This is a genomic window from Loktanella sp. DSM 29012 (assembly GCF_900110705.1).
Taxonomy (GTDB): domain Bacteria; phylum Pseudomonadota; class Alphaproteobacteria; order Rhodobacterales; family Rhodobacteraceae; genus Loktanella; species Loktanella gaetbuli.
Genome location: NZ_FOEJ01000001.1, coordinates 537,526 through 562,145, shown reverse-complemented (window position 1 = coordinate 562,145; position 24,620 = coordinate 537,526). Strand labels below are relative to the sequence as shown.

Sequence of the window (24,620 nt, the reverse complement as noted above, 5' to 3'; positions counted from 1 at the left end):
CGAACCAGAGCCGTGTCTAGTCGAACCGGTTTGATTTCGGAAAACCGTGTGGTGCGCGTTTGCCGACGCCGCCACGGGCGGCTTTCCATTCGGACATGTCTTCTTCTGTCCGGGTCTTGCCGCCGCCCATCGTCCACGACAACCCCTTGTCCCAGTCAAAGGTCGTGACATCCCCCAAACCGCCGTCCAGTTCGAGCGTGCCCTGCTTGCCGAACACCCGTTTGTATTTTTGCAAACGCACCCCCTTGCCGCGTGCCATTTCCGGCAGCTCTGCAACCGGGAACACCAGAAACCGGCCGTTTTCCGACACGACGGCCACGGTGTCACCCTGAACGCGGCGAACGACCTTGGCGGCACCTTCCTTGACGTTCAGCACCTGCTTGCCCGCCCTGGTCTGCGCGATCACATCGTTTTCCGGCACGACAAAGCCGTCACCTTCGGTCGAGGCAACGAGCAGTTTTTCGCCCGGACGATGCACGAGAATATCAACGATCGCCGCATCGTTGGGCAGGTCGATCATCAGGCGCAGCGGTTCGCCCATGCCGCGCCCGCCGGGTAGCTGACTGGCCTGCAAGGTATAGATCCGCCCAAGCGACCCAAAGACCAGCAGCCGGTCCGTTGTTTCGGCATGGAACGCAAATCGCGGCCCGTCGCCGTCCTTGAACTTCAGTTCCTTGTCCAGCGCGACGTGACCCGTCATGGCCCGGATCCAGCCCATCTGCGAGCAGACGACTGTAATCGGCTCGCGCGCGATCATTGCCTCGATCGGGACGTCCGCCACCTCTCCTGCCTCGCCGAATGTGGTGCGCCGCGCGCCGCCGGGGCTGTCCTTGCCAAATTGCTTGCGGGTTTCGCGCAGTTGTTCGGCGATACGTTTCCACTGCAGGCCTTCGTCCTCCAGTAGGTCTTCGATCCCGGCACGTTCCTCCATCAAGGCGTCGCGTTCGGCGATCAGCTCCAACTCTTCGAGGCGACGCAGACTGCGCAGACGCATGTTCAGAATGGCTTCGGCCTGAACCTCGGACAGGCTGACCTCGGGGTCAGCACCCGCAACCAGCGGCGAGACATAGTCTTTTTCGTCGGTCGCCCTGACATGGCTCTGCGCCCAGTCCTCGGCCATCAAAGCGCGCTTGGGGTCGTCATCGTAACGGATGATGTCGATCACGCGGTCCAGATTGAGGAACGCGATGATGAAACCTTCGAGCACCTCGAGCCGGTGATCGATCTTGGCCAGCCGGTGCCGGGACCTGCGCAGCAACACATCCTGACGGTGATCGAGGAACGCGCGCAGCACCTCCTTGACGCTGCATACCTTGGGCGTCAGGCCGTCGATGAGCACGTTCATGTTCAGGCTGAATCGCGTTTCCAGATCGGAATTGCGGAACAGCATGCCCATCAACATGTCGGGATCGACCGTTTTCGCACGCGGCTCCAGCACGATGCGCACGTCATCGGCGGATTCATCGCGCACATCGGCCAGCAAGGGCACCTTTTTGGTCTGGATGATCTCGGCCAGCTTTTCGATCAGCTTGGATTTCTGAACCTGATAGGGGATTTCCGTGACGATGATCTGCCATTGACCGCGGCCCAGGTCCTCGACCTCGTGGCGCGCGCGCAGGCGGATCGACCCGCGCCCGGTGCGATAGGCGTTGGCGATATTTTCGGACGATTCGACGATCACGCCACCCGTCGGAAAATCCGGACCCGGAATATATTGCAGCAGGGTATCGTCACCTGCGTTGGGCGATTTGATCAGATGCAGGCAGGCGTCGATCAATTCATGCAGGTTATGCGGCGGAATGTTTGTCGCCATGCCAACGGCAATCCCGGACGACCCGTTTGCCAGCAAGTTCGGAAAGGCCGCGGGGAACACGACCGGTTCCTCGAGCGTGCCGTCATAGTTCGGGCGGTAATCCACCGCGTTTTCAGCCAGCCCTTCCATCAGAGCCTCGGCTGCGGCCGTCATCCGCGCCTCTGTATAACGGGCGGCCGCGGGGTTATCGCCGTCGATGTTGCCGAAATTGCCCTGACCGTCCACCAGCGGGTAGCGGACGTTGAAATCCTGCGCCAGACGCGCCATCGCGTCATAGATCGCGGCATCACCGTGGGGGTGATAGTTGCCCATCACATCGCCCGAAATCTTGGCCGACTTGCGGAAACCGCCCGTGGCGGACAATCGCAATTCGCGCATCGCATACAGGATGCGGCGGTGCACGGGTTTCAGACCGTCGCGCGCATCCGGCAAGGCGCGGTGCATGATCGTGGACAGCGCGTAGGTCAGATAGCGGTCGCCAATGGCGCTCCGCAGCGTTTCCGTCACATCATTCGGGCCAAGCGTGTCATCGGTGGGGTCTGTCATGGCGACGGTCTAGCGAAGCCGCAGAGGTGCGTAAAGGCAACGCAAGCACAGCATGGGCGCATTTTCCGACAACCGGGAACAAAGAATTACGATAAGGTGTTTGGACTGCAACTGCCAAAGATCGATTCGACCGGGGGGCCTCATGGGCAAATTCATTATCGGTACATTTGCCATACTCGCATTCGCGTTCTACGAATTGTCGGGCGGCGCGGATTTTGTGCCCGAGGAACGGATCGCGCAGGCCCCTGCAGTCCAGCCGGAAGAACCTGACACCCAGACCGTCGCCGCGGCGCCCGTACCGGATCTGCCGGAACAACCCACCCGCGCAGATACTGCCGAACTGACACAGGTCGCCGCACAACCGGTCACCGCATCCCAGCAAGAGGCGGCAGCCTTGCCCGTGGCGACGCCATCGACAGGCAGCACGACCGAGGTCATCGGCATCGACACGCAGCCCACCTTCGCATCCCTGTCAGGGACGGGTGGTGCCGATCTTGGTGCCATCAATCCGATCCGCGAGGTTGCCGCACGCGCTGTGAACATGCGGTCCGGCCCCAGCACGGCCTTTGACGTGATCGACACGCTGCCGCAGGGCACGCAGGCTGAAATCATGGACAGTGACGGCACCGGATGGGTGCGGGTCTATATCCCCGGCACCGGCCAGACCGGGTGGATGGCAGAACGCCTGCTGACAGCCGGCTGACCCCTTGCGCCGCGACTGTTGTCCCGGCATCAAGCGGCATGACGCAAAAAACCGTCCTCATCACAGGCTGTTCGTCCGGCATAGGCTATGATGCAGCGATTGGTCTGCGCGACGCAGGCTGGCGGGTGTTTGCATCGTGCCGCAAACAATCGGATTGCGACCGCTTGCGCGGCATGGGCTTTGATGCACCGTTGATCGACTATGCCGATCCGCAGACCATCCGCGACGGACTGGCCGCGGTGCTGGACGCCACGGGCGGCACGCTGGATGCGCTGTACAACAACGGTGCCTTTGCCTGCCCCGGCGCAGTCGAGGATTTGCCGCGCGGCGGGCTGGAGGCGATTTTCCAGACCAATCTGTTCGGCGTGCATGACCTGACCGTGCAGGTCATCCCGGTCATGCGGGCGCAGGGACATGGCCGCATCGTGAACTGTTCGTCTGTTCTGGGGCTGGTGGGCATGAAATGGCGTGGTGCCTATGTCGCCACTAAATTCGCGCTGGAAGGACTGACCGACGTGCTGCGGCTGGAAATGGCTGACACCCCGATCAAGGTCATCCTGCTGGAACCCGGCCCGATCGCCAGCCGCATCCGCGAAAACGCGATCCCGCACTTCGAGCGCTGGTTCGATACCGAAAATTCGGCCCGCCGGACGCAGTACGACGCGCTGAAACAGCGGCTGTATCACGACGGTGCCGACAAGTTCCAACTGCCCGCCAGCGCCGTGACCGCCAAGCTGCGCCACGCGCTTGAACACCCGCGCCCGAAACCACGCTATTACGTGACAACACCGACCTATTTTGCAGGCATCGCGCGCCGGATGCTGTCCACGCGACTGCTGGATGCGGTGATTTCGCGCGGATGATCCGCTGGTCTTTGACGATGTGCCTGCTATGTCCGGGCTACAACGATAGGAGCGCCCATGGCCAGTGATCCCCTCTTTCTCCTCGCAGCCCTCGCCTGCCTGATCGTGCTGGGCATCCTGATTCTGGGTGTCGGGTCCTTTGGCAAGGGCGGCGAATTCAACCGACGCAACGCAAACAAGATCATGCGCTGGCGGATCGGCGCACAGTTCGTTGCGGTGCTGCTGATTCTGCTGTTCGTATTTCTGCGTGGAGGCAACTGAACATGGTCGTATTGAACAAGATCTACACCCGCACCGGCGACAAGGGTGATACCGCGTTGGGCAATGGCACACGCGTTCCGAAATACGCGGATCGCGTCAACGCCTACGGCACTGTGGACGAGGTGAACGCCACTGTCGGGATGGCCCGCCTGCATGCCAGCGGCGATGTCGACGCGCAGCTGGCGCGCATCCAGAATGACCTGTTCGATCTGGGGGCCGACCTGTGCCGCCCGGACATGGCCAACGACGCCAAGGCAGAATATCCGCCGCTGCGCATGAGCGATGCGCAGGTTGACCGTCTGGAACAGGAAATCGACGCGATGACCCAAGCGGTCGAACCGCTGCGCAGTTTTGTCCTGCCGGGTGGGTCTGCCCTGTCGGCGCATCTGCATCTGTGCCGCACCGTCAGCCGCCGCGCCGAACGTCTGTGCGTCGAACTGGCTGCGGCCGAGGACGTCAATCCGGCAGCCACCAAATACCTCAACCGGCTGTCGGACTGGTTTTTTCAGGCAAGCCGCATCGCCAACGACGATGGCCGCGACGACGTTTTGTGGGTGCCGGGCGCAAACCGCTAGGACCGCAAACGCCCACATTCGTTGACGTGCGCGTAAACAACGTCGCGTCCGAAACGCGAAACGGCGCTTTGTCCTATTGTAATTTGTGCCCTGTCGTTATCTCAAAGGTGCGAGATAAAATTGCATGGGAGTGAGCCGCGATGAAGGTGCTGGTACCGGTCAAACGCGTCATCGACTATAACGTAAAGGTCCGCGTCAAGGCGGACGGTTCGGGTGTCGATCTGGCCAACGTCAAAATGTCGATGAACCCGTTCGATGAGATCGCCGTCGAAGAGGCGATCCGTCTGCGCGAGGCAGGCAAGGTCGAAGAGGTCGTCGCCGTATCCATCGGCGTCAAGCAGTGCCAGGAAACGCTGCGCACCGCCCTCGCAATGGGCGCTGACCGTGCGATCCTCGTGCTGGCGTCTGACGATGTGCACAACGACATCGAACCGCTGGCCGTCGCCAAGATCCTCAAGGGGATCGTCGACGAAGAGCAGCCCGGCCTCGTGCTGTGCGGCAAGCAGGCGATCGACAACGACATGAACGCGACGGGCCAGATGCTGGCGGCGATCTTGGGCTGGTCGCAAGCGACCTTTGCGTCCAAGGTCGATGTTGACGGCGATCACGCCACCGTCACGCGTGAGGTCGATGGCGGATTGCAGACCATCAAGGTCAAGATGCCGACCATCGTGACCGTCGATCTGCGCCTGAACGAACCGCGCTACGCGTCGCTGCCGAACATCATGAAGGCCAAGAAAAAACCGCTGGATGAAAAGACACCTGCCGACTACGGCGTCGACGTCAGCCCGCGTCTGGAAATCATCAAAACGACCGAACCCGCAGAACGTGCCGCCGGGATCATGGTGAAATCTGTCGATGAACTTGTCGAAAAACTCAAAGAAGCGGGGGCTGTGTAATGGCTGTTCTTCTGATTGCCGAAGTGACCGATGGTGCACTGAACGTTGATGCGACAGGCAAGGCCGTGTCCGCTGTCGCCGGTCTGGGCGATGTGACCGTGCTGTGCGCTGGTGCCTCTGCCAGTGCCGCCGCCGCCGATGCGGCCAAGATCGACGGCGTGGCTCGCGTGCTCTGCGCCGAGGATGCAGCACTTGGTCACCGCCTGGCGGAACCGACTGCGGACCTGATCGTGAAACTGGCCGCCGACTACAGCCATATCGCTGCACCGGGCACGACGGATGCGAAAAACGTCATGCCACGTGTGGCGGCCCTGCTGGACGTGCAGATCATTTCCGAGATGACTGGCGTGGTTGACGCCGACACGTTCGAACGTCCGATCTATGCGGGCAACGCCGTGCAAACAGTGAAATCCGCTGATGCCAAAAAGGTCATGACGATCCGCACAGCCGGATTCGACGCCGCCGGTATGAACGGGTCCGCAGCCGTCGAAAACATCGACGGTGCAAACGCATCCGACCTGTCGACATGGATCGAGGACAAGGTCGCAGAGAGCGACCGCCCCGAACTGACCAGCGCCGGTATCGTTGTGTCCGGCGGCCGTGGCGTCGGGTCCGAAGAAGACTTTGCGATGATCGAGAAACTGGCCGATACGTTGGGTGCCGCCGTTGGCGCATCGCGCGCGGCGGTTGATTCCGGCTACGCGCCGAACGACTGGCAGGTTGGTCAGACAGGCAAGGTCGTGGCACCTGATCTGTATGTTGCTGTCGGCATTTCCGGTGCGATCCAGCACCTTGCCGGTATGAAGGACAGCAAGATCATCGTGGCGATCAACAAGGACGAAGAAGCACCGATCTTTCAGGTTGCCGACTATGGACTTGTCGCGGATCTGTTTGACGCCGTGCCCGAGTTGACCGGCAAATTGTAGGTTCACTGCCATCAGTGTCCCAAGGGGGCGTGCCGGGAACGGTGCGCCCCTTTTTCATGTGGTGGTGACGCCCAGCAAGGCCCCCAGTTTTTGTGTCAGTGCAACAGTTGCATCCGCATGGGCAGAAGGACCCATCAGTTCCGATACGGCCTGACGCTGTTGTGCCGAAAAAAACATGCCGCGCATTCCGACAGGACCACCCCGGCGCGGCGGCTGGACAACTACCAGGTCGTGCACCAGCGGACGCAAAGCATCAATCATGGTGGCGTTCACGAACAACGGTTCCGCACTCAGCAAGGCTGAACGTTCCTGCCAGGGCGTGTCATCTGGCGTTTCGGTCGAAAACCACAGCAGGACCGCATTCGGTCCGATTTGTCCCAGCAGACTTTGCATGCGTGCCACCCAGGCCGCACGCAGTTCGCTGACGACGATGTCAAACCGGTCGGCGCATTTGTCCAGCAAGTCACCCAACATGTGCCGCGTAAAGGTGAAATTCGAAAAATCCACCTCTGGATAGATGGCCTGCAAGACGGTGGACGCCCGCAAGAACCGGTCATTTCGGCGCGGATGAACCGAATAGAAACGGTTGGACAGGTAGTTGGCCCCCATCACCTGAACGACTGTCATCCGCGCCTGTGCGCAGGCCCGCATGACAGTCGGATCGTTGACAAAGGCATCGACACCCGCGTTGACACATCCGAAATTCACGCATGTCATGCCCACCAGATGTTCCACACGGGCCGGAAATGGCTGGTCGATCAGTTTGCCATAGGTTTCCGTCCCACCCACAAATGCGATGTAATCCCCGTCCAGACTGCGTTGCGGGCCGCGGCATTGCAGCCGCGACATGCCATATCGACACGATAACCTGTCCAGATTTTCCGTATCGAACACATCCTGTTTCATCGGCAGATCCCGTTCGCCCAGCAACAACTTTTGCCAGACTGGGGCAAACCCATTGCCAAATCCCTAAGGCGGATGCGTCAGCCATGATGCCTTGAAGGCAGTAGCCACCACAGCCTATGGTACGCCAAAGCAGCTGGGGTGAATTGATGGCAATCGAACAAGTCGGAATCGTCGGTGCCGGTCAGATGGGTAATGGGATTGCGCATGTTTTCGCGGTCGCAGGCTATGACGTTCTGCTGACCGATGTCAGCGAGGATGCCTTGACCAAGGCCGTCGCCTTGATTGACCGCAACCTCACGCGGCAGGTCACGCGCGACATGATCAGCGATGCGGACAAGGTCGCCGCGATGAAGCGGATCACCACGACCCCCAAGCTGACCAATTTGGGCAGCGCGGATCTTATCATCGAGGCCGCAACGGAACGCGAGACGATCAAGCAAGCGATTTTCGAGGATCTGATCCCGCATATCAAACCCGACACGATCCTGACATCGAACACGTCATCTATTTCGATCACCCGCCTGGCCAGCCGCACCGACCGGCCCGAAAAATTCATGGGGTTCCACTTCATGAACCCGGTGCCGATCATGCAGCTTGTGGAATTGATCCGCGGTATCGCCACCGATCAGGACACCTTTGCCGCCTGCGAACAGGTCGTGGAACGCCTGGGGAAAACCAGCACCGCGTCAGAGGATTTCCCCGCCTTTATCGTGAACCGCATCCTGATGCCGATGATCAACGAAGCGATCTATACCCTGTACGAGGGCGTGGGGTCGGTGCAATCCATAGACACATCCCTGAAACTGGGGGCCAATCACCCGATGGGGCCACTGGAACTGGCGGATTTCATCGGGTTGGATACCTGCCTTGCGATCATGAATGTGCTGCATGACGGGCTGGCCGACACGAAATACCGCCCCTGCCCCCTGCTGACCAAATATGTCGAAGCAGGCTGGTTGGGTCGCAAATCCAAACGCGGTTTCTATGACTATCGCGGTGACGTGCCCGTTCCGACCCGCTGACCCAGCGCCAGTGTCTGCGCACGCAGCCATGACATCAGGCTGCGCGGATCACCCAGGCGGGGCGCGAGCTGTGCAAATGGAATTGGGGCGCCGATAACCGGTGCCATCGCAGTATTTCGCAGACGTACGATTTCATGCAGCAGCAGACTTTGACGCAGTAATGGCGAGATGCGGTTCGCAATCTGATAGGCACGCGAATTGGCACCGGGGAAATAGCACGGCACGACCGTTGCCCCCGACAGTCGGATCATCTTTGCGGTAAAAACCTTCCAGTCGGCCTCGATTGCAGGCCCCAGCAGGCTGTCCGACGTCGCAACAACGCCAGCCGGAAAAAGAGTGATGAGACCGCCGTCTGCCAGATGCGCCATTGCCGCACGGCGCATTGCGATCATGTCCAGATGCGCGTCGGGATGATCGGGGAACGGAACTGGGATCATGTAACGCGCGGCCTCTGCATCAAGTCCTGCCAACAGCGATCTACTGAGGATTCTGAAATCATCGCGACGCTGACCGATCAGCGCGGCCAACGCCATGCCATCGACCATGCCGTGCGGATGGTTTGCCACCAGAACAACAGGACCCGAGTCCGGAATCCGTGCGATCTGTTCGGCCGGGGTGGTGATCGTAATGCCTTGCGCCTGCAAGGCAGCCTGCCAGAATCCCAGTCCGGTTACAGGCCCCATTTGTTCGAATGTCCGCACCATACGCAGCACGACCAACTTGCCCGTCAGCCATTCCACGCCCCGCACAAACGCCCGACGGGCCGGGCTGTCAAATGACGCGGCATAGCTGAGCGCGCGACGGTCATAGGCGACCGTGTCGGATCTGCGCGGCTGGTCCGGTACGGCTTCAGTCACCTTCACCGAATTTATCGCGAACGAGGGCGTCAATGGCATCCATCAGCTTGTCAGCCTCCGGACCGCTGGTTTCGACCTCGATCGACGTTCCGATTGTTGCCGCCAGCATGAGCAGACCCATGATGCTGTCGCCACCGGCATTCATGCCATCCTTGCGCACCACAGCCGTCGCATCGTGGTTTTCCACCACCTCGACCAGCTTGGCCGATGCGCGGGCGTGCAGGCCCTTGATGTTCGTGATTTCCAGATGTCGGCTGGCCATATTATTTTGGTCCTACGCTGTGCGCGTTGATATATCGATGTGCCGCGTCGATGGCCGCGCTGACGGCGTCCGGCACTGATTTGCGACGGGATTTCGCGAGCTTGATCAACATGGGCAGGTTCGCACCATAGAGGATCTGGCGGTTGTCGACGCTGCACGCACGCAGTGACAGATTGCTGGGCGAACCGCCGAACATATCCGTGACCACGACGACACCGTCACCGGTATCAACGTCATCGGCGGCGATGCAGATTTCCTGCTGCTTGGCCGCACGGTCGTCCTCGGGGCCGATGGTGACCGCGATCATGCCATCCTGACGGCCCACGACATGTTCGACGGCCAAAAGGTATTCCTTGGCCAGATTGCCATGTGCAACGATCACGATACCGATCAAGTTGACGATCCTTGATTTGTGCCGACGCCAGCCTGTGCGCGACGCTCCAACTCTCGGTGGCGAATAGACACGGGCCAGCCCGCCTGCGCAAGGGACGTGGCGAGTCTTTCGGCCATGGCAACGGATCTGTGTTGTCCTCCGGTACAGCCGAAACCGATTGCCAGATGCGCCCGTCCCTCGTCCTTGTGCGCGGGCAGCAAGAGCGCAACGAGATCGTTGACCCGACCAAAGAATTCATCCGCGCGCGGATCCTGGCCGACGTAGGTTGCCACACTGGCGTCCCGGCCATCCAGCGGGCGCAATGCAGCGTCCCAATGCGGATTCCGCAGAAAACGGCAATCCAGAACCATGTCCAGGCCCCGCGGCAGCCCGCGTTTGTAGGAAAAGGAATGCACCGACACCCCCAGCAGCTTGCCCTGTCCGGGGGCAAAGTGTCCCTCGATCTCGGCCCTCAGGTCGTGGGGACTCATGTGTGAGGTGTCGATCAACTGGTCAGCACGCGCGCGGATCGGGGCCAGCAGCTCTTTTTCGGCGGTAATGCCGACCAGTGGCGGGCCAGCCGGGGCCATCGGATGATGGCGGCGTGTCTCTGAATAGCGGCGTTCGAGAACCGCGTTTTCGGCATCCAGATAGAGAACCTGCCCCGCATCACCAAGATCCAGCGTCAGCTGATCGATGGCCCCGATCAAGGCGTCGACACTGAAATCGCGGTTCCTGACGTCCAGAACCAGCGCCAGAGGCACCTTTGCCTTGCGCCTCAGCAGGATCGGCAACAGCGAAAGCGGCAGGTTGTCGATCACCTCGAAACCGATGTCTTCGAGAGCATTGATCGTGGTTGACCGGCCCGCGCCGGACGGCCCGGTCACCAACAGCGTCTGCACACTGCGATCGGTCTGAAGCGGCGTGTCGGCGAGGTCAGGCATGGCGGTGGCCCTGCAACAAGAGAATTAATGCACTGGCAAATGTGGTCGGGTCACCGCGGTAGATCAAGGGCAGTGCGCAACCCAGCACCTCTCGCGTGCGGCGCGGTGGCAGGCGATCAGTTTCATCGATGTCCATGTCCACGATCAACGCCACCCGCGCCGAAAGCGCGGCTGGGACCGACAGAATACCGATGCCACGGGCCTCGACCAACCCGGCAAGGCGCGGTGGGGCCGCGGCGAACAGGCTACCATCGCGCAGGCTGACACGCGTCGCATCATCAGAAATCAAACCTGCGCCCAGCGCCATCAGCTGGATTGCCAACGCAGATTTGCCGCGCCCTGACGCCCCGACAATCAATATTGCGCGGCCAGCCAGCGCAACACTGCTGGCGTGCAAGAGTACACTTGTCATTCTCAGCCGTGACGCGTGATGCGCATCAGATCGGAAGACCGACGACAAAACGCGCGCCCAGCGGCTCTGACGTGATGTCGGCTTGTGTGGGGCGAATGTTTTCGGCCCAGATCACACCGTTATGCGCCTCGACGATTTGTTTGCTGATCGCCAGTCCCAGGCCAGAGTTGTTTCCGAACTGACCCGCGGGGCGTTCGGAATAGAAGCGAGTGAAAATCTTTTTCAGCGCACCGTCGGGAATGCCGGGGCCGGTATCTTCGACAACGACCAACACGCGGTTTTCGCGGCGGCGCACCCAGACGCGGATCGCGTCGCCGTCCTCGCAGAACGAAATCGCGTTGGTGATCAGGTTCACAAAGACCTGCGCCAGACGACCTTCGAGGCCTTGAACAAGGAGCGGCTGATCCGGCAGATCGGAAATATATTCGACCTTCTTCTCGGCGGCTTCCTTGGCCAGAAACTCGTTCAGGTTGCCCAGCATCTTGACCAGGTCAAAGGTTTCTTCTTCTTCCTTGACCAGTTCTGAATCAAGCCGCGATGCATTGGCAATATCGCTGACCAGGCGATCCAGCCGGTTGACGTCATGCTCGATGACCTTGAGCAGGGTTTCGCGCTGATCGTCGCGTTTGGCCACGCGCATCGTGCCGACGGCCGACCGCAGGGATGCCAGTGGGTTCTTGATTTCGTGAGCCACGTCAGCCGCGAACTGCTCGTTGCCTTCGATCCTTTCGTACAGCGCCTGAACCATCCCGCGCAGTGCGCCCGACAAACGCCCGATCTCGTCAGGGCGGGCTGTCAGATCAGGAATGCGGATGCGGGTCGGCGCGATCTTGCGCGCGTTCTTGTCCCGGCCCAGTTCAGCGGCTGCCGCCAGATCAGCCAAAGGGTTCGCGATGGTCGAAGCAAGCACAAGGCTGAGCGAGACACTGATCAGGATGCTGACAAAAAACAGCCGCAAGACCTGCTCGCGTTCACGCCGCAGAAATGCGTCCAGCTCGCCCGGGGCGCTACTGACAGATACCACGCCAATCGCCTGCCCGGCCTGCATGATCGGCGTAACAACCAGAAAATTCGTGCCCGACACGGTCTGAAGTGTCCGCAAATCGGTGCCGTCTGACAACACAGACGCAATATCGTCCGCAGTCAGTGTCGTATCGCTGATCTGCGTGGTGACGGGGGTCACGATTTTCTGCAACCCGCCCCAGATTGAAGTGAACAAGTCGAGGATGAATGTCCGATCGTCAGCGATGGCATCCGAAACCGCACCGGCAGACTGCGCGACCAACGTCCCTGTCGTGTTGTAAACATTGACATCAATACCACCGCGCAGCGCGATAGCCTGCAAGGTCAACGCGACATCAAGGCCATTTCCGCTGCTCAGGTTGCTGGCAGCAGAGGCCGGCAGCCGCACCTCCAGCACGTCAGCGATCAGTTCGGCCTCGCTGATCAGACCATTGGCCCGTTGAAACGCGAGGTTTTCGCGCGACGGGTTGATATACAGGACCCCGGCAACCAGCAGGATCATGGCAAAGAGGTTGAACGTGATGATCTTGCGCGCGATCGGAGACCTGCGCAGGTTCAACAAATGCCGCCCCCTGCGTCGATCCGCGATTTCGCGTTCCAGCATCGATTGCGGCGCAACCCAGTCGTCGCCCAACAGCAATCGTGGCTGTTGGGCCGCCTGACGCACCGAGTTCAGGTCACGCACGTCGATGTGGCCGGATGCATCGGTCATCGGATCAGTCTTCGTTGTAGCGATAACCGATACCGTACAGCGTCTCGATCGCCGAAAACTCATCGTCGGCGGTGCGCATCTTCTTGCGAAGACGCTTGATGTGGCTGTCGATCGTGCGGTCGTCGACATAGACCTGATCGTCATAGGCGACGTCCATCAGCTGGTCGCGCGATTTGACAAAGCCTGGACGCTGCGCAAGTGCCTGAAGCAGCAGGAATTCCGTCACGGTCAGGGAAACATCCCGACCTTTCCATTTCACGGCATGCCGCAGCGGATCCATCGTCAGATCACCACGCACCATGACTTTCGTTTCTTCGGTCTCGTCGATGACCTCGCCGCCGATTGCATCCTGCCGGCGCAGCAGCGCCCGGATGCGTTCGACCAGCAGACGCTGACTGAACGGCTTCTTGACGTAATCGTCTGCACCCATGCGCAGGCCGAGCACCTCGTCGATTTCGTCGTCCTTGGACGTCAGGAAAATGACCGGCATCGATGTTTTCTGACGCAAACGCTGCAACAGATCCATGCCGTCCATGCGCGGCATCTTGATATCTAGGACCGCCATATCGGGCATGCTGCGATTGAATGCGTCGAGTGCGGATTGACCGTCGTTATAAGTTTCCACCTCGAAACCTTCGGCCTCGAGAGTCATGGATACGGACGTCAGGATATTCCTGTCGTCGTCCACCAAAGCGATTTTGGACATGGGTTTTCCCCTACTGCTCTATGTTATTATTGCCTGCTTTTTTCTGAATCTTTCCCTTGGTTCGCATGTCGAATCAACCCCCGGATAACGAATCGGAAACAGAGTGTGCCTTATTTGCGCCCCTAAACGGTAAAGAAGGGTTCACAACGAAATAATACTGCGCCGCGAGGGTGACTGATTGCGTTAACATCACCGTGGTTGCGCTAACTTTGACAGGATGGGGTATGCGCCAGTCGGGCAGCAATGCTAGTGGGGCTTAGCCAAATCAGGCATTTACAGGAGATTCCCCAATGGACCACGGCACGGTCAACCCCAAGATGAGACTTGAAGATCAAGGCATCAGCGGACTGGCAGCGGTCTATTATAACGACGATGCAGACGCGCTGCATGCAGCCGCCGTGGCGCGCGGCGAGGGTATCACGGGCAAGGGTGGCACATTCCTCGTCACTACCGGAAAACACACGGGCCGGTCCCCCAAGGACAAGTTCGTCGTGCGTACCCCTGATGTCGAGGACACGATCTGGTGGGAAAACAATCCGCCGATGGATCCGGCGGATTTCGACACGCTCTACACCGATGTGCTGGCGCATATGTCAGGCGGCACGGCCTATGTGCAGGATCTGTTCGGCGGCGCGGACCCCGCCTACCGGCTGGACGTGCGCGTCGTGACCGAACTGGCATGGCACGGCCTGTTCATCCGCCACCTGCTGCGGCGTCCGGACTTGTCAGAACTGGCGACGTTCACCCCCGATTTCACGATCATCAACTGCCCCAGCTTCAAGGCGGACCCGGCGCGGCACGGGTGCCGCAGCGACACGGTGATCGCGCTGAACTTCGAAAAGAAGATCATCCTGATTACCGGAACGGAATATGCCGGCGAAAACAAGAAATCGGTGTTCACGCTGCTGAACTACCTGTTGCCCGACCAAGGCATCATGCCGATGCACTGCTCTGCCAACCACGCCAAGGATAACCCGGTCGATACGGCCGTATTTTTTGGCCTGTCCGGCACCGGCAAGACGACACTGTCCGCCGACCCCAGCCGGACGCTGATCGGTGACGACGAACATGGCTGGTCGGACCGTGGCGTGTTCAATTTCGAAGGCGGCTGCTACGCCAAGACTATCGGCCTCGACCCCAAGGCAGAGCCGGAAATCTATGCGACCTGCGCGATGCCCAACACGGTCATCGAAAACATGGTCCACGACTCGGCGACGATGGAACTGGATTTCAACGACGACAGCCTGACAGCCAACATGCGTTGCGCCTATCCGCTGCACTACATTCCGAACGCGTCGGATACTGCACTGGGGGGCCACCCCAAGAACATCATCATGCTGACCTGTGATGCCTTTGGCGTGCTGCCACCGATCAGCCGCCTGACCCCGGCACAAGCGATGTATCACTTCTTGTCCGGCTTCACCTCCAAGGTGGCGGGAACGGAACGTGGCGTGACGGAACCGGAACCTACGTTCTCGACCTGCTTTGGCGCGCCGTTCATGCCGCGCCGCCCCGAAGCCTATGGTGCGCTGCTGCGCAACAAGATTGCAAGCCATGGGGCAACTTGCTGGCTGGTGAACACCGGCTGGACCGGCGGGGCCTATGGCACCGGCAGCCGCATGCCGATCAAGGCAACCCGCGCCCTGTTGTCGGCTGCACTGGACGGTACGTTGGTCGACAGCACCTTCCGCAAGGATCCGAACTTCGGGTTCGATGTGCCGCTGGCCGCCGACGGCGTCGACGACATGCTGCTGGACCCACGCCGCACCTGGGCGGACCCCGCGGCCTATGATGCGCAGGCACAAAAGCTGGTCGAGATGTTCTCCGAGAACTTTGCCAAATACGTCCCGTTCATTGACGATGACGTGAAAGCGGCCGCCATCGGCTAGGCCGTGACGCAGCACCGATCATTTGCTAGGGTCAGGCCATGCGCCTGACCCTTTTTCTTTGCCTGATCTTCGCGACACCTCTGGCGGCACAGGCCCCGGACAAGACAAGTCCGCTCTTGTCCTATTTCGAGGCAGGCATCATCTGTCCCCCGCCCTCGGTCGGCGAGGTTGCAGCCCCCGGCACCGTCGCAGGCACAACCCATCTGATCGAGGAGGAGCCGCCCTTTGTCGCGCAGTCGCGGCGTGTTCCGGCGGTTTTGGGAATAGGGTTTGGCGTCAAATCAACCACCGGGGGGTTGTTGGGTATTCCCGACGTGACGATCATGGTCACGCACCCGCCAATGGGGGCTGACAACACGGTGCGGCAGACCTTCTTGTCGCGCATCGATTCCATGGAACCGTCGCTGACATTCTACCAGTTCGACTACGATTACGAACTGGTTCAGGGCGTCTGGCAGATCGAGGCGTCAAAAAATGGCGAAATTCTGTATCGCACGACCTTCGAGGTCGTCGCACCCGATCAGGTTCCTGGACTGGCGCAGGTCTGCGGGTTTGAACACCTGCTATCCTGAGCCTTAGCCCATCACGCCCCGCCGGATCAGATTTGCGCCTGCAATGATCAACACGAGCAACGTCATGCGGCGGAATCGGTTCTGATCGAATCTGTCGCCCAGCTTGAAACCCAGCCACATCCCGGCCAGCGCAGGCGGGACCAGCAGCGCCGACAATGGCCAGGTCTGGGCATTCATGACGCCCGATTGCAGATGCCCCAGCAGCAGCATGACTGAACCCGCCCCATAGATGACCCCCTGCACGGCCATCTGTCGTGCGCGTGGCGTATCCAGCGCCAGCAGATACAGCACCGTCGGCGGCCCCCACGTGCCCGCCAGCCCGCCCAAGGTGCCGGCGGCAAATCCGGCCCCCCATTCGAACACCCTGCGTCGTTGCGCAGGAATACGGGGCCTCCATCCCAACAACTGGATCGCGCAAAGAACGACAACCGGAACGCCAAGGATGAAGAACATCACCCGCGTTGGTATCAGCGTCAGGAATTGCGCCGATATCAGGATCATCACACAGACCACCAGCACATAGCGCCAGTGGTCGCGCACCGCCTCGCGCGCCTGCCCAAGTCCGGCGTGCAGCACTTGCCAGCCATTGCTGACCACAATCGGAAAGATGATGCCCGCCACCACCAGTTTCGGATCAATCAGAATGCCCATTCCGGAGATCATGATCAGCGGCATGGCAAAGCCGACCGCACCTTTGACAAAGCCGCCCAGCAGCGTGACGCCACAGGCAAACAGGATCAGACCGAGGGGGAGAATATCTGTGAACAATGACATGGCCGCACATTGCGCCAGACCGGCGGGACACACCACCGCGAATCGCGTGCGACACTTTTGTGCGAAAGTGGATATTTATTCGCATCAATATTGCGCTGCGATCGCAAAGACGGTAGTGCTGCACATGCATAAATGACGGAGCTTCCCATGCCGCACGATGGACAAACGCTGGATCTGGACACGAACCCGGTACTGATCGACTTGCTGGACACCACGCGTGCGGCACTGACTGCCGTGGATGCCGTTCTGAACCGCGCCAAGGCCGTCGTCGGCGCACGTGTCACGCTGGACGGGCGTGTGTCGGCCCGCCTGATCGAGGCGCATCAGACCGCGACCCACGGGCTGGCCTGGCTTGCGACCTATGCGCAGGCCCTGCACCAGATGCAGCACTGGGCGGACAGATTGGCGTCGGACGGCACATTCAGCGAGGTCGAACAACTGATTCACCAAATCGCCTTTGGTGAATATCTGTCCCAGATCGCTGGCGGCATTCCGATGAACCAGACCGAGGTGCTGCGCCTGGGCGATCTGGGCCTTGGCCAGGACGATCAGTCCACATACCTGACGACACCTGTCCAGCACCTGATGGCGCATGGCAATACGCAGGCGGCCCGCACCGCATTGGCCCAGCTGATGCAGGACCGCAGCGCCGATCTGACCGTGGGCCGCAGCGGTCTGGATGAAGAGCTTGAGATGATCCGCGACCAATTCCGCCGCTTCAGCCGCGAACGGGTCGAACCCCATGCCCATGACTGGCACCTCAATGATGATCTGATCCCGATGGAAATCATCAACGAGATGGCCGAAATGGGCGTATTCGGCCTGACAATCCCCGAAGAGCACGGCGGTTTCGGTCTGTCCAAGGCTGCAATGTGTGTCGTGTCAGAGGAACTCTCGCGTGGTTATATCGGTGTCGGGTCACTTGGCACCCGGTCCGAAATCGCGGCAGAACTGATCATCTGCGGCGGCACCGATGCCCAAAAGGAAAAATGGCTGCCCGGTCTCGCATCCGGTGAGATCCTGCCGACGGCCGTGTTTACCGAACCGAATACCGGGTCCGACCTGGGCGCGCTGCGCACTCGGGCGACACGCGATGGCGACGACTGGCAGATCACCGGCAACAAGACCTGGATCACCCACGCCGCCCGCACCCATGTGATGACGGTTCTCGCGCGCACGGAACCCGACACCGACGACTATCGCGGGCTGTCGATGTTCCTCGCGGAAAAGACGCCCGGCACGGACGAGGCACCATTCCCCGACGACGGCATCACCGGCGGCGAGATCGAGGTGCTGGGTTATCGCGGCATGAAGGAATACGAACTTGCCTTTGACAGGTTCAAGGTCAGCGGTGAAAATCTGCTGGGCGGCGAGACCGGCAAGGGTTTCAAGCAACTGATGCAGACATTCGAATCGGCCCGCATCCAGACGGCCGCCCGCGCCATCGGTGTCGCGCAATCCGCGCTGGACGAAGGGATGCGCTATGCGCAGGACCGCAAACAGTTTGGCCAATCGCTGATCGATTTCCCCCGCGTGTCCGGCAAACTGGCCATGATGGCGGTCGAAATCATGGTCGCCCGCCAGCTGACCTATTTCAGCGCCCACGAAAAAGACGCCGACCGCCGCTGCGACCTGGAGGCCGGCATGGCCAAGCTGCTGGGCGCACGCGTGGCTTGGGCCTGTGCCGACAATGCGCTGCAAATCCATGGCGGCAACGGGTTCGCGTTGGAATACAAGATCAGCCGCATCCTGTGCGACGCACGTATCCTGAATATCTTTGAGGGGGCTGCCGAAATTCAGGCGCAGGTGATTGCGCGGCGCCTTTTGTCCTGATCAGACGCTGTCGCGGACGCCTTCCAGCAGCGTATCATCGAAGGTGTCACCGTGCAGCACGCTGATATCGCCGGTGGGTTCAAAGATCACGGCCCGTACCTTCGAGAATTCGAGCGCGTTGGACTCGCGCAGCTTGCCGATGACGTCGGCTTTGGTCATGCCGGATTTCTTGATGTTCTCCATCAGGAACTCTCCGTCCCGCATGACCAACAGCGGATCATTATCAACGAGGCCGGGCACCTGCTGCGCGTAGGCGCGCGCGCGCGCGATGACCATCTGAACGATAAAGAGACCGATAAGCGCCGCCATGCCGTGCGAGATTGGCGTCGACGGTGTCATCACGGTTGCGGCGAGGACAGAACCGCTGGCGACCGTGACCGCAAAGTCAAACCCTGACATTTTGGAAAACGACCGCAAGCCAGCGATGCGGGTCAAAATCACGATGAACGGCACCATGATGACGCACCGCACCAGAATGTTGAAAATATCAGCCATGTTTGTCCCCGTTATTCACAGGATAACAATCTGTTGAGCCTTTAAGTTCCGACGCGCGATCAGACCCGACCGATCGCCAACACCAACCGATCGCGTGCTGGCGGTAACGTGTCATGGCCCAACGACCGCAACAGCCTGTGTTCGATGAAATAGCCGGTCGTCGTCAGGGCGATCACGATCTGGTCGTTGGTCGCATCACCCTGCCCCGCCAACACGGGCGGCAATGGTAGCAGACGGTCCACCCATTCGCCCGCGGCCTGCCTGCTGACAGCGCGTCCCGTCCGCGGAGATACAAAGGCCAGATCCTCGTTCGTGCCACGTACGGCACAGGCAGAGAGGTCCATGCCGAACCCCATCTCGGACAGCAAGGCCTGTTCCCACCGCAGATAGGCCAAGGGCCAGACGTCGGTTTGGCCGAGCAGATCCAGCAGTTGCGTCGTCCGGTCATACAGTGGGCCGTGTGGTTCGCGTTCCGGCAGTATGCGTGACAACAGGGCACAGACTGCATTCAGTCCTGCCAACGACAGCCTGTCCCCCATCGCCGCAACACTGCGGCTGCGCACAGGTTCAACGGTGAACGATCCCAGATGTTCACCAAGCCGCGCCTTCCATGCGACGGACAATTGCGCACCGGGTTGCAGGATCGGGGCGATCTTGCGGCTGACACCACCACGCACGACACCTGCGTGCCGCCCCATGTCGGGGGTGAACACGTCGATGATCGCAGAGGTTTCGCCGAACGGGCGGGTCGACAACAGGATGCCTTCGTCACGCCACGCGATCATCGCTGCCCCCTATTCCAATCCCGGCTGGTCCAGCAGATGCCGCCCGGCGCGGTCCTCGACCTCGATCACCCACAGATCGCTGTCAAAGCCACGTTGTCTGGCGATGGACGCATCGACATCCGTTTCGGGACCATCCGCCAGCGTCACCCAGACCCGATCACCGGTCATCAGATCAAAACTGCGCTGAAACGCCTGTGCGTTCCCGTCCAGTGTATTGAGTTTCACCAGCACCGCACCCGCCGTCGCATCGCCGCGCGCCACGACAAAGGCGGGGATATCCGCGCCCCTCAACCGTGCCAGATAGGCCGCGACCCAAAAGTCAGCGGTCAGACGCATCGCTCAGGTGTCGCCGTCTTTGAAATCGAGGCCCATCTCGGAGTAGCGTTCCTTGTCCTCGAGCCAGTTGGACCGGACTTTGACTTGCAGGAACAGGTGCACCTTGCGGCCCAGCAATTCCTCGATCTCGACACGTGCGGCCTGACCCACGGCCTTGATCGTCTCGCCCTTGTTGCCCAGCACGATCCCCTTGTGACCATCGCGGATCACGTAAATCAGCTGGTCGATCTTGGCAGAGCCGTCTTTACGCTCTTCCCAGTTTTCCGTTTCCACCGTCAGCTGATAGGGCAGTTCCTGATGCAGGCGCAGGGTCAGCTTTTCGCGCGTGATCTCGGCGGCAATGTTGCGCAGCGGCGCATCGGCGATCTGATCGTCAGGATACAGCCAGGGCCCCACTGGGACCTCGGATGCCAGCCAGTCCCGCAGCGCGTCGCAACCATGTCCGCGTTCGGCAGAGATCATAAAGGTCTCTGCGAAATCATAGGCCGCATTCATCTTGGCGGTCAGGGCCAGCAGGGTTTCCGACTGCACGCGGTCGATCTTGTTGATCGCCAGCGCCACCCGCGCCTTGCCCACACGTTCGGCCAGCACATCCAGAATGGCCTGCACACCCGGCGTCAGGCCACGGTGCGCCTCGATCAGCAGGACGACCACATCGGCGTCCCCTGCCCCTGACCACGCAGCGGCGACCATCGCACGATCCAGACGGCGGCGCGGGGCGAACAGACCGGGCGTATCGACAAAGACCAGTTGCGATTGATCCGCCTGCATCACCCCCCGGATCCGGGCACGTGTGGTCTGCACCTTGTGCGTCACGATGCTGACCTTTGCGCCGACCATCCGGTTCAAAAGAGTGGATTTGCCAGCATTCGGTTCCCCGATCAGGGCGACGAAACCGGCGCGCGTGTTTTCGGTCATTGGGATACCTTTTCCAGCAATGCGGCGGCTGCCGCTTGTTCGGCCTGTCGTTTCGCGCGCGCGGTGGCGCGTGCCGTCTGACCGCTTTGGAGTCGCGCCTCGATCGTGAAATCGGGCTGATGGTCGGGGCCGGACCGGGCGACCTCTGTATAGACGGGCGGTGCCTCGCCACGGGCCTGCGCCCATTCCTGAAGCGCAGATTTCGGGTCGCGGGCGTCTTCTGCGACATTGGTGATCCGATCGGACCACAGGCGCAGCACCGTATCGCGCGCGGCATCAAACCCGCCGTCCATGTAAACGGCCGCGATCACGGCCTCCATCGCGTCGGCCAAGAGCGCGTCCTTGCGCCGTCCACCTGATTTCATCTCGGACCGGCCAAGTTTCATGACCTCGCCCAGATCGATGCTTCGCGCGACCTCTGCACAGGTTTCACGGCGGACCAGCGCATTATAGCGCGGTGCCAGCAACCCCTCTGCCGCGGCGGGATCCGCCCTCAGCAGTGCCTCTGCAATCGTCAGGCCCAGAACCCGGTCGCCCAGGAATTCGAGCCGCTGGTTGTCGTCGCGGTGCGGGCTGGCCATCGAGGGGTGGGTGACGGCCTGCAACAAATGGCGCACGTCCGAAAACCTGTGCCCAAGGCGCTTCTGAAACGCGTCAAGTTGCGCCGAGACCTTCACTCGACCTTCTCAAAGAAGCGGTCGCCGCGCCAGGTCCAGAACGCCAGCATCGAACGCCCGGCCGAGGAAAAGATCACGCGGTCAGCGCGGCCCACGATATCCTTGCGCGGGACAAAGCCCACACCACCCGCCACCTGGGCGACGCGGCTGTCGGTCGAATTGTCACGGTTGTCACCCATAAAGAAAAAATGATCCTCGGGCACGGTGAACACGCCGGTGTTGTCCAGCGCCCGGTTTCCGATGTTCAGAATGTCGTGGCTGATGCCCCCCGGCAGCGTCTCGACGAATTTCTGCTTGATGCATTCCGCACCATCGCCGACGGCACCGTTGAAACATTGCGGCCGCTGGCGACCGGACCCCTGCGGTTCCATGATTTCGGAAAAGATCCCCGCCTCGACCTGCGGGACCGCTTCGTCATTGATGAACAGCTGACCGTCGACAACCTGGATGCGCTCGCCCGGCAGACCGATCAGGCGTTTGATGAAATCACGCCCGGTCACGGGGTGGCGGAACACGACGACATCACCGCGTTCGGGATCGGACCCGAACAGGCGATCGTCGCTGTCCTCGAACATGCCGCAGAAATCATCGGCACCGATATCAACACCCAGCGCCGGAATCAGGATCGACGGACAAGAGGCGTAGGAATACCCGTAGGCCATTTTGTTGACGAACAGGAAATCGCCGATCAGCAGCGTGTCCTTCATCGACCCTGACGGAATCCAGAATGGTTGAAAGAAGAGGGTGCGGAAAACGCCGGCAATCAGCAGCGCGTAGACAATGGTTTTGACGGTCTCGATCACGCTTGCGACGATGCCATTCTTTTCGGCCATGTGATCAATCCCGTCCCTTATTCTGAACGGCTAAATGATCGCACGGCCTGCATCTGTCAAGCCGCAGGGTCTGCGGTGACCGGCAGCGCCTCGATCAGGACAAAGGCCTGTGCCCAAGGATGATCGTCCGTCAGCGTGACATGGATCACGGCCCGGTGTCCCGGTGGCGTCATCTGGTCCAGCCGGTCCTTGGCCCAGCCGGTCACTTGCATCACGGGTTGACCGGTATGCAGGTTGGTGACGGACATGTCCTTCCACGCGATCCCCATGCGCAACCCCGTGCCCAATGCCTTTGAACAGGCCTCCTTGGCCGCCCAGCGCTTGGCATAGGTGCCGGGGGTGTCGTGGCGGCGTTCAGCCTTGGCCTGTTCGGTTTCGGTAAAGACGCGGTTGCGAAACCGGTCACCAAATCGGTCCAGCGTGCCTGCGATCCGGTCGATATTGGCCAGATCCGTCCCGATCCCGAGGATCATTTCTGGCCCTCGGGCGCGTAAATGACGTGCAGGCGGTCCTCTTCGACCCCGCCGAGGTATTCGAATGCCCCGTCGCAGGCGGCGTGAAAATCGCTGATCTTCAGCTTTGGAAACCGAAAGAAGGCAGCGGCACTGTTGGCCTGTTGCGCGCCAAAGATCACCCGGTCGATTTCCGCCCAGCGCATTGCCGACAGGCACATCTCGCAGGGCTGACAGGACGCCAGCAACGTGCACCCCTTGAGGCTACGATCACCCAGCGCATCGGCCGCACGGGCGATGGCGACCACCTCGGCGTGGCGCGACACGTCGTTGGTGTCACCAACCTCGTTTCGGGCCGTGGCGATCACCTGCCCGTCTTTGACTACGGCAGCCGTAAAAACGATGTCCTTGCCCTGCGCGTGCAGGTCCAGCGCGTGATCGGCCACGCCGCGCATGGCGTCGCGTTCGGCATCCGTGGGGATCATGCGCGGGCTGCGTCCATGCGCGCGCGCATCTCGCGGATCGCACCATCCAGCCCCATAAAAATGGACTCGCCTATGATGAAATGACCGATGTTCAGTTCGCGCACCTGCGGCAGCGCCGCGATCGGGCCAACGCTGTCGAATGTCAGACCGTGACCCACGTGCACCTCAAGACCCAGCTGATGCCCGTAGATCGCCATATCGACCAGACGTTTCTGTTCAGCGTCACGGTCGGCCCAACGCCCCTCGGCCCATGCATCCGCATATGCACCGGCGTGCAGTTCGATCACGGGCGCACCGATGCGGTGTGCGGCCTCGACCTGATCGCGGTCGGGGGCCACGAACAAAGAGATACGACATCCCGCCTCTTGCAGGGGGGCGAAATAATCCGCCAGCACATTTGCCTGTCGGGCGACCTCCAGACCGCCTTCGGTGGTGCGTTCCTCGCGCTTTTCGGGAACCAGGCAAACGGCATGCGGTTTGGTGCGCAAGGCGATGTCGCGCATCTCGGCTGTTGCCGCCATTTCGAAGTTCAGCGGGATGGACAGCTTGTCCTTGAGGGCTGCCATATCGGCATCCCGGATGTGGCGACGATCTTCGCGCAGGTGTGCCGTGATGCCGTCTGCGCCAGCATCCTGCGCCATCAGGGCCGCGCGCAGGGGGTCGGGGTTGTCCCCGCCGCGCGCGTTGCGCACGGTCGCCACGTGGTCGATATTCACGCCAAGACGCAGTTTTTCGGTCATCACTGTCTCCAATCGGTACTGGCTGGAA

The 24,620-nt window shown here is 60.9% G+C and carries 29 protein-coding genes; 10 read left to right on the top strand and 19 right to left on the bottom strand.

The genetic code is table 11. The annotated features are described in order from the left end of the window. Positions 1-16: 16 nt before the first annotated feature. Positions 17-2,359, bottom strand: a complete 2,343-nt coding sequence (locus tag BMX27_RS02780) for a DNA topoisomerase IV subunit A (protein ID WP_090158361.1) — start codon at positions 2,357-2,359, stop codon at positions 17-19. A gap of 142 nt (positions 2,360-2,501) precedes the next feature. Here BMX27_RS02780 and BMX27_RS02775 point away from each other — a divergent pair, with 142 nt between their 5' ends. From BMX27_RS02775 to BMX27_RS02750, 6 genes are all read left to right on the top strand, one after another. Further along, positions 2,502-3,062, top strand: coding sequence for an SH3 domain-containing protein (locus tag BMX27_RS02775; RefSeq protein ID WP_177172630.1), 561 nt, complete (start codon positions 2,502-2,504; stop codon positions 3,060-3,062). Positions 3,063-3,100: 38 nt separating this feature from the next. After that, positions 3,101-3,925: an SDR family NAD(P)-dependent oxidoreductase gene (locus BMX27_RS02770; protein ID WP_090158359.1), complete on the top strand. Its 825-nt coding sequence runs from the start codon at positions 3,101-3,103 to the stop codon at positions 3,923-3,925. A gap of 57 nt (positions 3,926-3,982) precedes the next feature. After that, positions 3,983-4,186 carry a twin transmembrane helix small protein gene (locus tag BMX27_RS02765; RefSeq protein ID WP_056030581.1) on the top strand — a complete coding sequence of 68 codons (204 nt, stop codon included), beginning with the start codon at positions 3,983-3,985 and terminating at the stop codon, positions 4,184-4,186. Between the two features lie 2 nt (positions 4,187-4,188). Continuing rightward, a complete protein-coding gene (locus tag BMX27_RS02760) occupies positions 4,189-4,761 on the top strand; it encodes a cob(I)yrinic acid a,c-diamide adenosyltransferase (protein ID WP_090158358.1) in 573 nt (190 codons plus the stop codon). 140 nt (positions 4,762-4,901) lie between these two features. Then, entirely contained in the window at positions 4,902-5,660 is a 759-nt protein-coding gene (locus BMX27_RS02755) for an electron transfer flavoprotein subunit beta/FixA family protein (RefSeq protein WP_090158357.1), read from the top strand. After that, positions 5,660-6,586 (top strand): electron transfer flavoprotein subunit alpha/FixB family protein, encoded by a 927-nt coding sequence (locus BMX27_RS02750; protein ID WP_090158356.1) that lies wholly within the window; start codon positions 5,660-5,662, stop codon positions 6,584-6,586. The genes BMX27_RS02755 and BMX27_RS02750 overlap by 1 nt, the downstream gene beginning before the upstream one ends. A gap of 54 nt (positions 6,587-6,640) precedes the next feature. Here BMX27_RS02750 and BMX27_RS02745 read toward each other — a convergent pair whose 3' ends face one another. After that, positions 6,641-7,492 carry a DUF6473 family protein gene (locus BMX27_RS02745; protein WP_090158355.1) on the bottom strand — a complete coding sequence of 284 codons (852 nt, stop codon included), beginning with the start codon at positions 7,490-7,492 and terminating at the stop codon, positions 6,641-6,643. A 146-nt stretch (positions 7,493-7,638) separates the two neighbouring features. On the opposite strand from BMX27_RS02745, the gene BMX27_RS02740 reads away from it, so the two are divergent. Then, entirely contained in the window at positions 7,639-8,514 is an 876-nt protein-coding gene (locus BMX27_RS02740) for a 3-hydroxybutyryl-CoA dehydrogenase (RefSeq protein WP_090158726.1), read from the top strand. Here BMX27_RS02740 and BMX27_RS02735 read toward each other — a convergent pair. Genes BMX27_RS02735 through BMX27_RS02705 form a run of 7 tightly spaced genes read right to left on the bottom strand, consistent with a single transcriptional unit; the run spans position 8,481 to position 13,803 of the window. Beyond that, positions 8,481-9,371, bottom strand: a complete 891-nt coding sequence (locus BMX27_RS02735; protein WP_256212372.1) for a lysophospholipid acyltransferase family protein — start codon at positions 9,369-9,371, stop codon at positions 8,481-8,483. The genes BMX27_RS02740 and BMX27_RS02735 overlap by 34 nt on opposite strands. After that, positions 9,364-9,633, bottom strand: a complete 270-nt coding sequence (locus BMX27_RS02730) for an HPr family phosphocarrier protein (protein ID WP_056030568.1) — start codon at positions 9,631-9,633, stop codon at positions 9,364-9,366. Before BMX27_RS02730 ends, BMX27_RS02735 begins: the two co-directional genes overlap by 8 nt. Position 9,634: 1 nt before the next feature. Beyond that, positions 9,635-10,027 (bottom strand): PTS sugar transporter subunit IIA, encoded by a 393-nt coding sequence (locus tag BMX27_RS02725; RefSeq protein ID WP_090158353.1) that lies wholly within the window; start codon positions 10,025-10,027, stop codon positions 9,635-9,637. Then, positions 10,024-10,950 (bottom strand): RNase adapter RapZ, encoded by a 927-nt coding sequence (gene rapZ, locus BMX27_RS02720; protein WP_090158352.1) that lies wholly within the window; start codon positions 10,948-10,950, stop codon positions 10,024-10,026. Before rapZ ends, BMX27_RS02725 begins: the two co-directional genes overlap by 4 nt. Beyond that, positions 10,943-11,362, bottom strand: coding sequence for an HPr kinase/phosphorylase (locus BMX27_RS02715; RefSeq protein ID WP_090158351.1), 420 nt, complete (start codon positions 11,360-11,362; stop codon positions 10,943-10,945). Before BMX27_RS02715 ends, rapZ begins: the two co-directional genes overlap by 8 nt. A 25-nt stretch (positions 11,363-11,387) precedes the next feature. Further along, entirely contained in the window at positions 11,388-13,097 is a 1,710-nt protein-coding gene (locus tag BMX27_RS02710; protein ID WP_090158350.1) for a sensor histidine kinase, read from the bottom strand. Positions 13,098-13,101: 4 nt separating this feature from the next. Further along, positions 13,102-13,803, bottom strand: a complete 702-nt coding sequence (locus BMX27_RS02705; protein WP_056030551.1) for a response regulator transcription factor — start codon at positions 13,801-13,803, stop codon at positions 13,102-13,104. 290 nt (positions 13,804-14,093) lie between these two features. Between BMX27_RS02705 and BMX27_RS02700 the strand changes: the two genes are divergently transcribed. Both BMX27_RS02700 and BMX27_RS02695 read left to right on the top strand, forming a co-directional pair. Next, positions 14,094-15,692 (top strand): phosphoenolpyruvate carboxykinase, encoded by a 1,599-nt coding sequence (locus BMX27_RS02700; protein WP_090158349.1) that lies wholly within the window; start codon positions 14,094-14,096, stop codon positions 15,690-15,692. 38 nt (positions 15,693-15,730) lie between these two features. Next, complete coding sequence (locus BMX27_RS02695; RefSeq protein ID WP_090158348.1) at positions 15,731-16,264, top strand: DUF3859 domain-containing protein; 534 nt, start codon at positions 15,731-15,733, stop codon at positions 16,262-16,264. Between the two features lie 3 nt (positions 16,265-16,267). Here the strand turns inward: BMX27_RS02695 and BMX27_RS02690 are convergent, their stop codons facing one another. Beyond that, a complete protein-coding gene (locus tag BMX27_RS02690) occupies positions 16,268-17,038 on the bottom strand; it encodes a sulfite exporter TauE/SafE family protein (RefSeq protein WP_090158347.1) in 771 nt (256 codons plus the stop codon). 147 nt (positions 17,039-17,185) lie between these two features. On the opposite strand from BMX27_RS02690, the gene BMX27_RS02685 reads away from it, so the two are divergent. Then, positions 17,186-18,871 (top strand): acyl-CoA dehydrogenase family protein, encoded by a 1,686-nt coding sequence (locus BMX27_RS02685; protein ID WP_090158346.1) that lies wholly within the window; start codon positions 17,186-17,188, stop codon positions 18,869-18,871. On the opposite strand, the gene BMX27_RS02680 is transcribed toward BMX27_RS02685, so the two are convergent. From BMX27_RS02680 to BMX27_RS02640, 9 genes are read right to left on the bottom strand one after another with little or no spacing between them, the layout of a single operon-like run. Continuing rightward, a complete protein-coding gene (locus BMX27_RS02680; RefSeq protein ID WP_090158345.1) occupies positions 18,872-19,366 on the bottom strand; it encodes a DUF421 domain-containing protein in 495 nt (164 codons plus the stop codon). A 59-nt stretch (positions 19,367-19,425) separates the two neighbouring features. Then, on the bottom strand, positions 19,426-20,151 hold the full coding sequence (gene recO, locus BMX27_RS02675; protein ID WP_090158344.1) for a DNA repair protein RecO: 726 nt from the start codon (positions 20,149-20,151) through the stop codon (positions 19,426-19,428). Between the two features lie 9 nt (positions 20,152-20,160). Then, positions 20,161-20,487 (bottom strand): DUF1491 family protein, encoded by a 327-nt coding sequence (locus BMX27_RS02670; RefSeq protein ID WP_090158343.1) that lies wholly within the window; start codon positions 20,485-20,487, stop codon positions 20,161-20,163. A 3-nt stretch (positions 20,488-20,490) separates the two neighbouring features. Further along, entirely contained in the window at positions 20,491-21,405 is a 915-nt protein-coding gene (gene era / locus BMX27_RS02665; RefSeq protein ID WP_090158342.1) for a GTPase Era, read from the bottom strand. Next, entirely contained in the window at positions 21,402-22,082 is a 681-nt protein-coding gene (rnc, locus tag BMX27_RS02660; protein ID WP_090158341.1) for a ribonuclease III, read from the bottom strand. Before rnc ends, era begins: the two co-directional genes overlap by 4 nt. After that, positions 22,079-22,915, bottom strand: a complete 837-nt coding sequence (gene lepB / locus BMX27_RS02655) for a signal peptidase I (protein ID WP_177172629.1) — start codon at positions 22,913-22,915, stop codon at positions 22,079-22,081. The genes rnc and lepB overlap by 4 nt, the downstream gene beginning before the upstream one ends. Positions 22,916-22,971: 56 nt before the next feature. Next, complete coding sequence (gene acpS, locus BMX27_RS02650; protein WP_090158340.1) at positions 22,972-23,388, bottom strand: holo-ACP synthase; 417 nt, start codon at positions 23,386-23,388, stop codon at positions 22,972-22,974. Next, positions 23,385-23,852 (bottom strand): nucleoside deaminase, encoded by a 468-nt coding sequence (locus BMX27_RS02645; protein WP_090158339.1) that lies wholly within the window; start codon positions 23,850-23,852, stop codon positions 23,385-23,387. The genes acpS and BMX27_RS02645 overlap by 4 nt, the downstream gene beginning before the upstream one ends. Next, positions 23,849-24,592, bottom strand: a complete 744-nt coding sequence (locus BMX27_RS02640; protein WP_090158338.1) for a pyridoxine 5'-phosphate synthase — start codon at positions 24,590-24,592, stop codon at positions 23,849-23,851. The genes BMX27_RS02645 and BMX27_RS02640 overlap by 4 nt, the downstream gene beginning before the upstream one ends. Positions 24,593-24,620 lie beyond the last annotated feature (28 nt).